The following is an 11997-nucleotide window of genomic DNA, read 5'->3' as shown; positions in this document are numbered from 1 at the left end:
GGCCTATATCGACTCCCACAGCGCCGGATGGCGGAATGAAAAGCACGCGCAACAGTGGAAATCAACGCTTGAAACCTATGCGTATCCGGTTTTTGGCGACCGATCGATCGCCGTCATCGACACGGCGCATATTCCACCCCGCCGCCATCGCAACTACCAGCACGCCTATGATCGGATCGCCTACAAACACCGCTGGGGCATTGAAGGCTTCTTCGCAAAGCTCAAGCAGTGGCGGCGCATCGCAACTCGCTACGACAAGATCGCCGCCAACTTCTTGGGCTTCATCAAGCTCGCCAGCATCGTGTTCTGGCTCAGATAATTAAATTGTCACTACAGCCTAGAGGCAATTCTGTCGTGGGCGAAAGTTCGCGGTTATAGGGAAGGGGATAACCCCGCCGTCTGGAAAGGCCACCTGGAGAACCTGCTGCCTCGCCCATCGAAAGTTGCCAAGATTACCAACCAGCCAGCCCTTCCATTCCCCCAGGTTCCGGCGTTCATAAAGCACCTGCGAACCATGAACGGCACTGCCGCACGCGCGCTGGAACTAACGATCCTCACGGCGGCCCGCTCGGGGGAGGTGCGTGGGGCCGAGTGGCGGGAATTTGACCTCGATACAAGGGTCTGGACCATCCCGCTACGCCGCATGAAAGCCGAGAAAGAGCACAGAATTCCGCTATCTGAAGCCGCAATCGACCTTTTGCGGGGGCTTCCCTTGTTCAAGGAAACAGACCTTTTGTTTCCAGGCAGCAACAACAAGCCTTTCTCGGACGCCACGCTCAACGCCGTGATCCGGCGTATGCAAGGTGCCGCGCTCAAGGTCGGTAGCTCGGGTTACATCGATCAGCGCCGACAGTTCGCGGACCACGCGGGCGCCGGAGATCGATGTGTCGGGAACCTCGTTGGCGAACTCGACCATGGTGGAGCGCAGATCGGCAGGCAAAGCCGGAGCCCGACGTTCGAGGATCTGGATTTCCGCCGTGGAGTCAGGGTAGGCCACCTCGCACAGCCAAAATCGGTCCATGAAGGCGAGGTTCTGGCGAAGCGTTCCCTGGTAAAGCCCTGTCCCATCGGAGCCACCATTGGTGTTGGCGGTGGCGACGAAGCGGAACATCGGATGGGGCGGAATCACCTCACCGCCGTTTTCCGGGATGCAGAGCGGCGCGCCGTCCAACACCCCGTTGAGTCCGGCAGCAGAGGCCGGGTCCAACAGGTCGATTTCGTTGAGCAGGAACAACCCGCCATGCTTCATCGCCAGGGCCAGCGGCCCGTGCTGAAAGCGCATGGAGCCGTTGTCCACGGTCAGGTGCCCAGCCAGGTCCGAGAACTCCAGCCGTCCGTGGCCGGTGATATCGAACACCGGGTAATTCAGCCGCGCCGCCACTTGGCGGACCAAGCTGGTCTTGCCGCTGCCGGTGGGGCCGAAGAGGTAGAGGGGATCGTTCCCGCTCATGAACCACACCACCAAATCCCGCATGACGGCAGGGAACAGGTAGTCGGGATCGATGGCGGGCGTGTGCCGACAAGCTGCCGCATAGCCCTTGATTTCGCGGCCCGAGGGCTGGCCGCTGAACAAGGCTCCGGCATCGAAATCGACAGCCGAAAGGCTGCCGATTTCCGCGAGGGGATCGGTCATGATGAAATCCTTTGAGTTGAGGTGGGGATATCCCCATGGGACAGTTGCGCCGCCAGGGAATGTGGCGGTATAAGTGACCAACAACTTGGTCAGATAGGAGGCTGGAATGACCTCAGTGAACTTGGCCGATGCCAAGGCTCATCTCAGCGAACTGGTGGCCCAGGCCGAGGCCGGGGAAGAAATCTGCATCACCCGCAGGGGCAAGCCGGTCGCTCAGTTGACCAAGGTTCAAGCCCAGCGCCGCCCGGTAACATTGGCGGCGTTGCGGGCCGTGACCGACACCATGCCGATGCAAACAAACGGAGCCGGAGAGCTTCTGCGTCAGATGCGCGACGAAAGCCGCTATTGATGCTGTATCTGGATACGTCGCTGCTGGTAGCCGCCGTAGCCAATGAACCCGCCACCGAGCGGGTTCAGCTTTGGCTTTCCGAACAAAATCCCGAAGACTTGGCGATCAGCGATTGGGTGGTGACGGAGTTTTCCTCGGCCCTGTCCATCAAGGTCAGGACCGGGGCGCTCACCGTTCAACACCGTGCCGCCGCCTTGACGCTGTTCAATCGATTGGTAGCTGAGTCCTTCCAGACCCTGCCCGTCCAGGGCAATCATTTCCGCATTGCCGCGAGGTTTGCCGACGACCATGGCCAAGGGCTGAGGGCAGGAGACGCCTTGCACCTTGCCATTGCCGGGGAACGGGGAGCCACGCTGTGCACCCTCGACCGCCGACTGGCGGAAGCGGGCTTGGCCATGGGAATCGCCACGCACATGCTGGCGACGATCTGAAGGCTGCCGGTCTCCGTGAGGGGATTGCGGACTGGCATTGCCATCGCCAAATGTAGTAACGTGTCTACGTTATCGAGGGAGAAGCCGCCATGCCCATCACCACCGTCTCAAGCCGGGACTTCAACCAGGATGTTGGCCGTGCCAAGAAGGCCGCGCAGGCTGGTCCTGTTTTCATCACGGACCGAGGGCGGACGGCTCATGTGCTCCTGACCATTGAGGAATATCAGCGCATTACCGGGAAGGCCGTCAGCGTTATCGACCTTCTGTCCATGGGCGCGGAAACCGACATCGAGTTCGAACCCGGCAAGGCCGAGATTGTTGTGCGCCCGGCGGACCTGTCCTGATGTTCCTGCTTGATACCAACGTTGTTTCCGAGTTGCGCAAGGTCAAATCGGGACGGGCCGACAAAGGGGTCGTTGCCTGGGCATCCGCACTGGACGCCGGGACGCTGTTCTTGTCGGCCATTACCATCATGGAGTTGGAGATCGGCATCCTCCAGGTTGAAAGGCGGGACGCCTCTCAGGCGGCTTTATTAAGAGCTTGGATGGAAACGCAGGTGGTGCGGTCCTTCGCCGAGCGCATTCTGCCGGTGGATTTGGCCGTGGCCCAACGCTGCGCCGCCCTCCACGTTCCCGATCCCCGAAGCGAGCGGGATGCCATGATCGCTGCCACCGCCCTGGTTCACGGCATGACGGTGGCAACGCGCAATGTGGCGGATTTCGAGAGGACAAACGTTCGCTTGTTCAACCCCTGGCGGTTTCTTTGCTGAGGGGAGACGCCTACAGCGTAACGCCGTTGCTGCGGGCCAAGACGCGCACAATGGTCTGCGCCAGCGTTTCCAGATTCCATCCGGTTTCCGCGCTGCACGGAACAATGTGCTCGATCCCCGGAAATATGCTCCTGAGATCGCCTATTTTCCGCTCAATATTTTCCTGCTGAAGCGGGGTCGGTTCTCGCCCGGCCTGCCGGTGGATGGGGGCGATCTTGTCGCACCCATTGATGACCATGATCACCTTTTCCCGCTGGCCGTTTTGTTGGAAAAGTCCGTCAAAGGTGCGTTGGTCGATGCTGAAATCCCGGTTGTCGGCGCGGACAAGGTGACCTGCCATGGGAATCTTCCTCCAGTCTGAAGTAGAGTCCGGCCCTGACAAGGACGGACGAGATGAAGCGCAGCAGGTTTTCCGAGGAACAGATCATCGGCATCCTGAAGGAACAGGAGGCCGGTGCGGCAACGGCGGATGTGTGCCGTCGCCATGGCATATCGAGCGCCACCTTCTACAAGTGGAAGGCCAAGTACGGCGGCCTTGACGTGTCGGAGGCCCGGCGGCTGAGGGCGCTTGAGGATGAGACCCGAAGGGCAGCGCAGCAAACGCCCGGCTGAAGAAGCTGCTGGCCGAGTCCATGCTGAATGAGGCCGCGCTCCGCGATCTTCTGGGAAAAAAATGGTGAGGCCCGCCGCCAAGCGGGACGCTGTCGCCCATCTCCAGACCCAGCATGGGATGAGCGAGCGTCGGGCCTGTGCCGTGATCGCGGCGGATCGCACGATGATCCGCTACCAGTCGGCTCGGCCCGATGACAGCGGCCTGCGCCTTCGCCTTCGAGGGCTTGCCCAGGAACGCCGCCGGTTCGGCTATCGGCGGCTGTTCATCTTCCTCCGTCGCGAGGGGGAGGCGTCCGGCATCACCCGTGTCTACCGGCTGTACCGCGAGGAGGGGCTGGCGGTGCGCAAGCGCTGCACCCGGCGCAAGGCTATCGGCACCCGTGCGCCAATCCTGGTGGAGGCAAAGCCCAATGCCCGCTGGTCGCTGGATTTTGTCCATGACCAGTTGGACAGCGGACGGCGGTTCCGCGTGCTCAATATCGTCGATGACGTGACGCGGGAATGCTTGGCCTCGGTTCCCGACACATCGATCTCCGGCGCCCGCGTGGTCCGCGAACTGTCGGCGCTGATCGCCAGATGGGGAAAGCCGGGGATGATCGTCTCTGACAACGGCACCGAGCTGACCTCCAACGCCGTGCTGAAATGGGCGCAGGACCACTGCATGCAATGGCACTACATCGCCCCGGGCAAGCCCATGCAGAACGGCTACAGCGAGAGCTTCAACGGCCGGATGCGCGATGAACTGCTCAACGAGACGGTCTTCACCAGCATGCCCCAGGCCCGCGCCGTCATCGCCACCTGGGTGGCTGACTACAACACCATCAGGCCGCACTCGGCCCTGGGATACCAGACCCCGGCGGCTCACGCCGCCAAACTCAAGGCAATGGGGCCGGAATCGAAGCCCCTCCAGGGCTCCGAGCCTGGCCCCATTGCTCAACCCGCGCCAGACGGCGTAACTTTGGCCGGGACTCTACCCATGGCTGGATGAAAGTTCAAACGCGGCCAATCGGGCAATCCCAAGGGGCGGCCGAAAGGACGGAAGAACCTGCGCCAGGAGGTGCTCGACGAACTACTGAGTCCGGTCACTATCAAGGAGAACGGCCGCCCGGTTACCGTGTCCAAGGTCCGTGCCATCGTCAAGGCTCAGACTGCTAAGGCTGCCGGTGGTGATACCCGCGCAGCCACCTTCCTCATCGATATTGCCCTGAAGGCAGACGGGGCGGCATCCCAGACGGATGAGGCGGCACTCATTCCGGATGATGAGGTCATCCTCGCCGCCTACCGCGACAAGCTGAAGCGGGAGGGGCGTCATGAGTGACCGTCGCCAAGTGCTCAACGCCCTGCTGCGCCAGGATCTGCCCAGCTTCATCCACAAGTGCTTCTGCACCCTGGAGCCGGGCCGGAGCTTTTATCCCAACTGGCACATCGACCATATCGGCTGGAACCTCGCCCGCGTCTCCGCGGGCGAGGTCACCCGCCTGATCATCAACATCCCGCCACGGCATTTGAAGTCCATCTGCGTGACCGTCGCCTACACCGCCTGGGCGATGGGGCATGACCCGTCTTTACGCATCATGGCGGTGTCCTATGCCGACGAATTGGCGCGCAAGCTGGCCGCGGATTTCCGCCAGATCGTCGATAGCGATTGGTACCGGGAGCTGTTCCCCGCCTTTCGCATCAAGCCCAAGGGCGCCCGCAAGACCGAGGTGCTGACCACGCAGAACGGCTACCGCCGGGCGGGCTCGGTGGGCGGGTCCATCCTGGGCCTCGGCGCCGACCTCATCGTCATCGACGATCCCATCAAGGCCCAGGCGGCGCTGTCGAAGGCGGAGCGGCAGAAGGTCAAGGATTTCTACGACAACACCTTGTTCACCCGCCTCAACGACAAGGCCCGCGGCGCCATCGTGCTGGTAATGCAGCGCCTGCACGCCGACGACCTGGTCGGCCATGTGTTGGGGAAGGAGGACTGGGAGGTGGCGACGGTTCCGGCCATCGAGACCGAAGACCGCACCTATCGCACCGGCTCCGGCCGGGACGAGGTCTTCCTGCGCCGGGCGGGCGAGGTCATCCTGCCCGAACGCGAGGATCGGGCCTTGCTCGCCCAGGTGCGCCGCACGCTGGGCAGCATGAACTTCGCCGCCCAGTACCAGCAGGATCCGGTGCCGCCCGATGGCAACGCCGTCAAACGGGACTGGATCCGCTATTACGAAAGCGCCCCGGCCGATTTCGACCTGGTCTTGGTCAGTTGGGATACCGCCTCGACCCTGGGCGAGGATAGCGATTACTCCGTCGGCACCGTATGGGGGCTGAAAGGCTCCGATATCTACCTGCTGGATGTCGTGCGGGGCAAACTGGAGGTGCCCGATCTGCGTCGTTGCATTCAGCAGACCAGCCTTCGCCATGACGCTCAGGCCACCTTGGTGGAAGAGACCGATATCGGCCGCGCCCTGGTCCAGGACATGCGGCGGAGCGGCCCGGTGCGGCCGATCCTCACCCGGCCGAGATTCGACAAGGAAGCCCGCCTGCTGGCCCAGGCGGCGAAATTCGAGGCCGGACAGGTGCTGCTGCCGCGCGAGGCTCCCTGGCTGGCCGAGTATCTGGGTGAGTTGTTGGCCTTTCCCAACGGCGCCCACGACGATCAGGTGGATAGCACGTCGCAGGCGCTCAACTGGCTATCGGCCAAGATCGCCGCGGGGCAGCCGCCGACGCGGCGGGTGCCGAAGCGGGCGGTACGGCGCAATCGTTCCGAAAGCGGCTAACCGGCTTCCCTCTTCGGGGGCTTGCCCCCAATCCCCCATCGGGAGGCGAGGCCTCCCGAACCCGCCCCTTTATTCGGCTCGCAAAACTGGAGGTTTGGAGGCTGTGCCTTCAAACGGGTTCGGGCAGTCGCCCGACCGCGCAGCGGAATCCTGCCAACGCCGCTCCCAGGGCCCCGGCAGACCGGCCGGATAAATCCGATCGAACAGCATCGTCTGGCTGGCCGGGTCCATGGTCAGGAGCATGAACCAGCACTCCGGAGCGGCATAGCGATCCAGCACCGCCCGCCAGCGGTCCGGGGCACGGAACCGGGCATGCAGGGCGGCATGGCAGGTCTTGCACACCGGCAAGAACTCCAATGGCCGGCGGTAATCTTCGAGATGCAGGAAGATATAGCCGCGTCCCTTGGGATCGACGGGATCGGAAAAGCCGCAGATGCTGCAGGTGTCGGGGCGTTGGATCAGCCCCCGCGCCAGGGCGTCGCGCTGGATCGGGTTGGTGGCCACCCGCTCGTCATGGGAAAACCCGTTATAGGGTGGCAGGACATAGGGCGTCTGGGCCATGGACGTCTCCTCTCTCGGTGACGTTAGGCGAAGTACTCTTCGGATTGAATATATAAATAAGAACCAGACGCCTAATTCCTTCTGGACTTCCCGGGGGGCCTCGGGCTTGCTGGCGGTACGGGCGAAGCCCGCCGGCTCGGACATCCCGGGCCTTGCGGCGGTGGATACACCACGACCGGATCCGCCATGTCCCTCTCTCCCATAAGTTCCGCCGAAGAGCTGACCACCGCCATCGGCCGCTTCGACCAGATGACCGCCTTTCTCCATCATTGGACCGCCGAAGCCCACAGACTGGTGGGGGAGGGGACGCACGACGAAGCCCTGTCCGTCCTCAAGGGAGCGGACCGCCTATTGGCCGAAATGGCGGCACTCTATCGGGATATTTTCGCCTGAATCAGGTCAGTCTCGGGGACGGCCGCTGTCATGCAGGAGCTGCAGGACGCCGAGCGCGATATCGGCATCGCGGTCGGAAAGGGCGCGCAGCAGCAGCCGGGCGCGGGCTTCCACTTCGGCCCGTCCCGGCGCGATCGATTCCGGCGGCGCGTCGAGAAAATACACCAGGGGTGCGTCCAGCGCGGCGGCGATGCGGTCCAGCGTGTCGAGGGTCGGCAGGCTGACGCCGCGCTCGATATTGGACACGGCCTCCGGCGAGCGTTCGATCCGCTCGGCCAGTGCTTCCTGGGTGAGGTCGGCCTGTTCCCGTGCCGTCCGCAGCCGTCGTCCAATGGTGCGCTTCAAGTCCGTGGTCATGAGACGAAGTCTGGCTGCGGAAGAACGATTTGACCACGGAGGCGGCTTCGCTAATGTCGCCTTCAGACGAAGTTAGCATTAACAATAAGCCGAGCCGCCGTATTGCGGTTCATCCCCTGCCCACGGAGGTTTTCCATGCGCCTCGTCCTTGCCGCCCTGCTGTTCGCCGTTCCGGCCGCGGCCCATGCCGCCGAGGTCTCGGACGACATCAAGGCCACCTGTACCCTGCTCGCCGCCAAGTCCATTCCCAAGCTGGAGGGCATTCGGCTCAAATCGTCCGAGGTGAAGCTGGAAAGCCGCAACGACATCTACACCTTCTACGCGGTTCGCCTGGAGACCGAGGTGCTCGGCAGCGTCACCAAGCTTTATCACCGCTGCCGGATCGGCCGAGGCGGTTCGGTCAGCATCGTGGAGTGACGGTCGTGGCCGCCCTGTTGCTCGACGCCGAAGAATTCTCACCGCTGATCCGGGCCCCGCTGGGCGGCGGGCATGACGAGAAGTGGCTGCAGGCCCTGCTGTTCGCCCATCCCGGCCTGATCCCCATCGAGCGGATCGATCCCGGCGCCGGCTCCCTGGTGCCGATCTGCCGTGAACTGGCCCTGCCCAAGGATGGCGCCAGCGTTTTCCTCGATCTGCTGGCGGTGACCGCCCATGGGCGGCTGGTGCTGGTGGAGTGCAAGCTGTGGCGCAATCCTCAGGCGCGGCGCGAGGTGGTGGCCCAGGTGCTGGAATATGCCGCCCTGCTGCGGCGCTGGTCCTATGCCGATCTGACGGCACGGTTGAAGGCGTCGCTGAAGTGGAGCGGCGCCAATCCGCTGTTCTCCCATGTGCGCCGGACCGTCCCCGACCTCGACGAAGTGGGTTTCGTCGAGGCGGTGTCGCGTTCGCTCAAAAGCGGCGATTTTGATCTGGTGATTGCCGGGGACGGCATCCGCGCCGACCTCGAGGCGCTTGCCGGCCATCTGGAGGGCAGCAATGCCCGCCTAGCCCTGGTGGAAATCCAATTGTGGACCGACGGAGCCGGCCGCACCGTGGTGGTGCCGGCCCTGCCGCTCCGCACCGAGGTGCTGCGCCAGCGGGTGATCGTCGATGGCGAGGGTGTGCCGTTGCGTCTGGAGGAGCCCGGCGATGCGGTCGAGGCGATGGAGGCCCTGGCCGATCCGGAGCGGGCCGCGTCGCGGGACGGCAACCGTGCCTTCTGGCAGTGCTTCATCGATAGCGTGCGTTTCGATCACCCCGACCAGCCGGTGCCGCGCCACGGCGGCAACAACTGGGTGAAGATCCCGCTGCCGGCACCGGCCCGCTGGCTGACCGCCTACCGCACTGCCGACGAGGCGGGATTGTTTCTCCCCCTCGACGGCGACGGGGGAGAGGCCCTGTTCGAGCGGCTGGCGGAAGCCGCCGCCGCTCTTCGTGACGAGAGCGGCCTCGATTTGGCCTTCATCCGCAAACAGGCGGAGCCGTTCAAGGGAAACATCTCGGCCAAGCGACCGCTTTCCGATTTCGCAAGTCTCGAGGCTCAGACAGCCTGGTTCTGTGACGCGGCCAATCGGCTGGTCAATGCCTTGCGTCCCAGACTGTCGGTGGAGGGGGCTTAAAGGACTGGACTTGCCCGCGCCGGGAAGCATTGCTTGGGGACGGCAACGGGCTGCGGTCCCGCCTCCCACCCCGACCGGGCAACCGGCGGGGCCTGGGGTGGTGGGAGCGCCGCGACGGTCGCGGCGCCTGACCTCAGGAGCCCCGATCATGACCAACACATCCGCCCGCCAAATCGTCCGCAACGCCACCGGCGCCGTCACCGGCCTGGTGACCGGCATCGTCAAGGGCAGCCGCAAGGATGCCCCCACCGAATCCGACCAGGCCACCGCCGCCCCGGTTGCCACCAAACAGGCCCGCCTGCTGGAGATGCTCAAGCGTCCGGAAGGCGCCACCCTGGAGGAGTTGATCGCGGTTACCGGCTGGCAGGCCCACTCGGTACGCGGTGCCATCAGCGGCACCTTGAAGAAGAAGCTGGGGCTCCCGGTGACCAGCGGGACGGTCGAGGGCCGCGGTCGGGTCTATCGGATCGGCGGAGAGGGCTGATCGTGGCCCGCCGCCCCACCAAGCGTGAGGAGGCTCTGCCCGTGGATTTGGCGAATCTCCCCGACCTTCCTCGGGATGCCTTGAAGCAGCTCTGGCAGAAGCTCTTTCACCAAGACCCTCCGCATAAGCTGGGGCGCAAGCTGATGCTGCTGGCCATCGCCTACAAGCTGCAGGAGCGGGTCATCGGCGGGCTCAAGCCCTCGGTCTCCCGCCGGATCGCCCTTGCCGGCGAGGCCATCGCCGCCGGCAAGCCGTTGGCGGCTCCGGCTCCCGTCAAGCCCGGCACCCGCCTGCTGCGGGAATGGCAGGGCACTACCCACGAGGTGATCGTTCTCGACAATTGCGTTCGCTACCAGGGCAAAACCTGGCGCTCGCTCTCCGAGGTGGCCCGCGCCATCACCGGCGCGCGGTGGTCTGGGCCGCGCTTCTTCGGATTGAAGGAGCCTCGAGCATGAAGCCCCAACTTCGCCGCTGCGCGGTCTATACCCGCAAATCCTCGGAAGAAGGGCTCGAACAGGATTTCAATTCGCTGCACGCCCAGCGCGAAGCCTGCGAGGCCTTCATCCGAAGCCAGAAGGGTGAGGGCTGGAAGCTGGTCGAGACCGCCTATGACGACGGCGGCATCTCGGGCGGCACCATGGAGCGTCCGGCGCTGCAGCGCCTGCTGGCCGACATCGTCCTACGCAAGGTCGATGTGGTGGTGGTCTACAAGGTCGACCGCCTCACCCGCTCGCTCGCCGACTTCGCCAAGATGGTCGAGGTGTTCGACGCCCACGGAGTCTCCTTCGTGGCGGTGACCCAGCAGTTCAACACCACCTCGTCCATGGGGCGCCTGACGCTCAACATCCTGCTGTCCTTCGCCCAGTTCGAGCGGGAGGTCACCGGCGAGCGTATCCGCGACAAGATCGCCGCCTCCAAGAAGAAGGGTATATGGATGGGCGGCAACGTACCGCTCGGCTATGACGTCACCGACCGTAAGCTGGTGGTCAACGAGCCTGAGGCCGAAACGGTGCGGAGCATCTATCGCCGCTATCTTGAGGCGGGCTGCGTCCGGACGCTGAAGGACGGGCTGGATCGGGACGGTATCCGCTCGAAGACCGGTAACGCCTTCTCGCGCGGCGCCCTCTATGCCCTGCTCGCCAATCCCCTCTATATCGGCGAGATCCGCCACAAGGACGTCCGCCACCCCGGCCAGCACCAAGCCATCGTTGATCGCCCCCTATGGGACACCGTGCAGCAGCGTCTGGCCGACAATGGTCCCGAGCGGCAGGTCAATCGCAGGGTCGAGGCAAGTCCGCTGGTGGGCAAGCTGTTCGACGCGGCGGGCGAACGCCTCACGCCCAGCCACACCGTCAAGAATGGTCGGCGTTACCGCTATTACATCTCGCGCCCCCTGGTGACCGGCATCGCCGAGACGGCGCCATCGGGATGGCGGCTGCCGGCCCACGAGATCGAGCGGGTGGTCGCTGACGGGATCAGGACTCTGCTTGTCGATTCCAACACCATCACCAATGCCGCCCGCGACGCCGGTCTTCCCCCAGAGCGCATCCCCGCGCTTCTCGACACCATCGCCGGACAGGACGGCGATCCGCTCGATCTGGTTCGGCGGGTCGAACTGGGTAGTGAGGCCCTGACCCTGACGGTCGCCCTGGCTCAAGACCTCGCCATCACCCGCCGGATCCCCATGGTCATCAAGCGCCGCGGCGTCGAGATGCGTCTGGTCATTCCCGGTGCCAATACCGCAGCGTCGAAGGCCGATCCGGCCCTACTCAAGGCCATCGCCCGCGCCAGGGGATGGTTTGATGATCTGATCTCCGGCCGCGCCGTCTCGATGGTCGCCATCGCCGAACGGGAGGGGATCAGCGACCGCTATGTCAGCAGTCTGATGCCGCTGGCCTTCCTCGCCCCGATATCGTCGAGGCCATCGCCGCCGGTCGTCAGCCCGCCGATCTTACCGCCGAGACCCTGATCCGGCATGTCGACCTGCCCCTGGATTGGAGCGATCAGCGGGCGCTGCTGAACGTCGCCTGACCATCCATCAACCGACCTAT

At 64.3% G+C, this 11997-nt stretch carries 15 protein-coding genes and 3 pseudogenes; 14 read left to right on the top strand and 4 right to left on the bottom strand.

Annotated features, from left to right (window positions below):
* Positions 1-130: 130 nt before the first annotated feature.
* Positions 131-319, top strand: a pseudogene (locus tag CP958_RS27085) (transposase); the annotation flags it as partial.
* A gap of 354 nt (positions 320-673) precedes the next feature.
* Here the strand turns inward: CP958_RS27085 and CP958_RS16985 are convergent.
* A complete protein-coding gene (locus tag CP958_RS16985; protein ID WP_197706416.1) occupies positions 674-1633 on the bottom strand; it encodes an AAA family ATPase in 960 nt (319 codons plus the stop codon).
* Positions 1634-1739: 106 nt separating this feature from the next.
* Here CP958_RS16985 and CP958_RS16980 point away from each other — a divergent pair, with 106 nt between their 5' ends.
* The 4 genes from CP958_RS16980 to CP958_RS16965 all read left to right on the top strand — a co-directional run bounded on the left by CP958_RS16980 (position 1740) and on the right by CP958_RS16965 (position 3182).
* On the top strand, positions 1740-1982 hold the full coding sequence (locus CP958_RS16980; protein WP_096703387.1) for a type II toxin-antitoxin system prevent-host-death family antitoxin: 243 nt from the start codon (positions 1740-1742) through the stop codon (positions 1980-1982).
* Entirely contained in the window at positions 1979-2413 is a 435-nt protein-coding gene (locus CP958_RS16975) for a type II toxin-antitoxin system VapC family toxin (RefSeq protein WP_197706415.1), read from the top strand. The genes CP958_RS16980 and CP958_RS16975 overlap by 4 nt, the downstream gene beginning before the upstream one ends.
* An 89-nt stretch (positions 2414-2502) precedes the next feature.
* Complete coding sequence (locus tag CP958_RS16970) at positions 2503-2757, top strand: type II toxin-antitoxin system Phd/YefM family antitoxin (RefSeq protein WP_096703385.1); 255 nt, start codon at positions 2503-2505, stop codon at positions 2755-2757.
* The gene (locus CP958_RS16965; RefSeq protein ID WP_197706414.1) at positions 2757-3182 is read left to right on the top strand and encodes a type II toxin-antitoxin system VapC family toxin; all 426 of its coding nucleotides are present in this window, start codon (positions 2757-2759) and stop codon (positions 3180-3182) included. Before CP958_RS16970 ends, CP958_RS16965 begins: the two co-directional genes overlap by 1 nt.
* Positions 3183-3192: 10 nt before the next feature.
* On the opposite strand, the gene CP958_RS16960 is transcribed toward CP958_RS16965, so the two are convergent.
* Positions 3193-3522, bottom strand: a complete 330-nt coding sequence (locus tag CP958_RS16960) for a hypothetical protein (RefSeq protein ID WP_096703383.1) — start codon at positions 3520-3522, stop codon at positions 3193-3195.
* Between the two features lie 53 nt (positions 3523-3575).
* Here CP958_RS16960 and CP958_RS16955 point away from each other — a divergent pair.
* The 3 genes and pseudogenes from CP958_RS16955 to terL all read left to right on the top strand — a co-directional run bounded on the left by CP958_RS16955 (position 3576) and on the right by terL (position 6553).
* Positions 3576-4782 (top strand): annotated as a pseudogene (locus tag CP958_RS16955) (IS3 family transposase).
* A gap of 12 nt (positions 4783-4794) precedes the next feature.
* Positions 4795-5112: pseudogene (locus tag CP958_RS16950) on the top strand (DUF5681 domain-containing protein); the annotation flags it as partial.
* Positions 5105-6553 carry a phage terminase large subunit gene (terL, locus tag CP958_RS16945; protein ID WP_096703381.1) on the top strand — a complete coding sequence of 483 codons (1449 nt, stop codon included), beginning with the start codon at positions 5105-5107 and terminating at the stop codon, positions 6551-6553. The pseudogene CP958_RS16950 and the gene terL, both read left to right, overlap by 8 nt.
* Before the next feature lie 69 nt (positions 6554-6622).
* On the opposite strand, the gene CP958_RS16940 is transcribed toward terL, so the two are convergent.
* Positions 6623-7114, bottom strand: a complete 492-nt coding sequence (locus CP958_RS16940) for a hypothetical protein (RefSeq protein ID WP_096703380.1) — start codon at positions 7112-7114, stop codon at positions 6623-6625.
* Positions 7115-7300: 186 nt separating this feature from the next.
* Between CP958_RS16940 and CP958_RS16935 the strand changes: the two genes are divergently transcribed.
* A complete protein-coding gene (locus CP958_RS16935; protein WP_096703379.1) occupies positions 7301-7507 on the top strand; it encodes a hypothetical protein in 207 nt (68 codons plus the stop codon).
* A 6-nt stretch (positions 7508-7513) separates the two neighbouring features.
* Here CP958_RS16935 and CP958_RS16930 read toward each other — a convergent pair whose 3' ends face one another.
* Positions 7514-7852: a helix-turn-helix transcriptional regulator gene (locus tag CP958_RS16930; RefSeq protein WP_242442949.1), complete on the bottom strand. Its 339-nt coding sequence runs from the start codon at positions 7850-7852 to the stop codon at positions 7514-7516.
* 147 nt (positions 7853-7999) lie between these two features.
* Here CP958_RS16930 and CP958_RS16925 point away from each other — a divergent pair, with 147 nt between their 5' ends.
* From CP958_RS16925 to CP958_RS16905, 5 genes are all read left to right on the top strand, one after another.
* Positions 8000-8281, top strand: a complete 282-nt coding sequence (locus tag CP958_RS16925) for a hypothetical protein (RefSeq protein ID WP_096703377.1) — start codon at positions 8000-8002, stop codon at positions 8279-8281.
* Positions 8282-8286: 5 nt separating this feature from the next.
* Positions 8287-9462: a hypothetical protein gene (locus CP958_RS16920; protein ID WP_141400555.1), complete on the top strand. Its 1176-nt coding sequence runs from the start codon at positions 8287-8289 to the stop codon at positions 9460-9462.
* Between the two features lie 148 nt (positions 9463-9610).
* The gene (locus CP958_RS27080; RefSeq protein WP_242442948.1) at positions 9611-9946 is read left to right on the top strand and encodes a DUF3489 domain-containing protein; all 336 of its coding nucleotides are present in this window, start codon (positions 9611-9613) and stop codon (positions 9944-9946) included.
* Positions 9947-9987: 41 nt separating this feature from the next.
* On the top strand, positions 9988-10401 hold the full coding sequence (locus tag CP958_RS16910) for a DUF2924 domain-containing protein (RefSeq protein ID WP_197706413.1): 414 nt from the start codon (positions 9988-9990) through the stop codon (positions 10399-10401).
* Positions 10398-11915 (top strand): recombinase family protein, encoded by a 1518-nt coding sequence (locus CP958_RS16905; protein ID WP_197706412.1) that lies wholly within the window; start codon positions 10398-10400, stop codon positions 11913-11915. The genes CP958_RS16910 and CP958_RS16905 overlap by 4 nt, the downstream gene beginning before the upstream one ends.
* Positions 11916-11997 lie beyond the last annotated feature (82 nt).

Origin of the sequence: Magnetospirillum sp. 15-1, from assembly GCF_900184795.1 — a bacterium.
Taxonomy (GTDB): Bacteria; Pseudomonadota; Alphaproteobacteria; order Rhodospirillales; family Magnetospirillaceae; genus Phaeospirillum.
This window is presented reverse-complemented; position numbering and strand designations above follow the sequence as displayed.

Bases quoted from the DNA above. Each gene is read 5' to 3' on its own strand.
- CP958_RS16985 (WP_197706416.1), bottom strand. From the start codon at position 1,633: ATGACCGATCCCCTCGCGGAAATCGGCAGCCTTTCGGCTGTCGATTTC.
- CP958_RS16980 (WP_096703387.1), top strand. From the start codon at position 1,740: ATGACCTCAGTGAACTTGGCCGATGCCAAGGCTCATCTCAGCGAACTG.
- CP958_RS16970 (WP_096703385.1), top strand. From the start codon at position 2,503: ATGCCCATCACCACCGTCTCAAGCCGGGACTTCAACCAGGATGTTGGC.
- CP958_RS16965 (WP_197706414.1), top strand. From the start codon at position 2,757: ATGTTCCTGCTTGATACCAACGTTGTTTCCGAGTTGCGCAAGGTCAAA.
- CP958_RS16960 (WP_096703383.1), bottom strand. From the start codon at position 3,522: ATGGCAGGTCACCTTGTCCGCGCCGACAACCGGGATTTCAGCATCGAC.
- terL (WP_096703381.1), top strand. From the start codon at position 5,105: ATGAGTGACCGTCGCCAAGTGCTCAACGCCCTGCTGCGCCAGGATCTG.
- CP958_RS16940 (WP_096703380.1), bottom strand. From the start codon at position 7,114: ATGGCCCAGACGCCCTATGTCCTGCCACCCTATAACGGGTTTTCCCAT.
- CP958_RS16935 (WP_096703379.1), top strand. From the start codon at position 7,301: ATGTCCCTCTCTCCCATAAGTTCCGCCGAAGAGCTGACCACCGCCATC.
- CP958_RS16925 (WP_096703377.1), top strand. From the start codon at position 8,000: ATGCGCCTCGTCCTTGCCGCCCTGCTGTTCGCCGTTCCGGCCGCGGCC.
- CP958_RS27080 (WP_242442948.1), top strand. From the start codon at position 9,611: ATGACCAACACATCCGCCCGCCAAATCGTCCGCAACGCCACCGGCGCC.
- CP958_RS16905 (WP_197706412.1), top strand. From the start codon at position 10,398: ATGAAGCCCCAACTTCGCCGCTGCGCGGTCTATACCCGCAAATCCTCG.